1 pseudogene is annotated in these 247 nt (G+C 57.1%); it reads left to right on the top strand.

Annotated features, from left to right (window positions below):
• Positions 1-93 precede the first annotated feature (93 nt).
• Positions 94-247, top strand: a pseudogene (locus AF337_RS43065) (citrate synthase); the annotation flags it as partial.

The raw sequence follows: 247 nt of genomic DNA, 5'->3' as shown, positions 1-247 counted from the left end.
ATTTTTCATGTTGTTTTCTCCTTTACGATCGGGATGATCCAACCTAGTCTCATTGACGTCAATCTTGACGTAATTGATCAATGTGAGGCTCCAATGTCGTGGCTGACTGCCGAGGAGGCGTTGCGGGCGCTGAAGACCAAGCCGCAGACGCTCTACGCCAATGTCAGTCGCGGGCGCATCCGTGCCAAGCCCGATCCCACCGACCCGCGCCGCAGCCTCTACCAGGCTTCCGACGTACAGCGGCTTG

Origin of the sequence: Rhizobium ecuadorense, from assembly GCF_001187535.1 — a bacterium.
Lineage (GTDB): Bacteria > Pseudomonadota > Alphaproteobacteria > Rhizobiales > Rhizobiaceae > Rhizobium > Rhizobium ecuadorense.
This window is presented reverse-complemented; position numbering and strand designations above follow the sequence as displayed.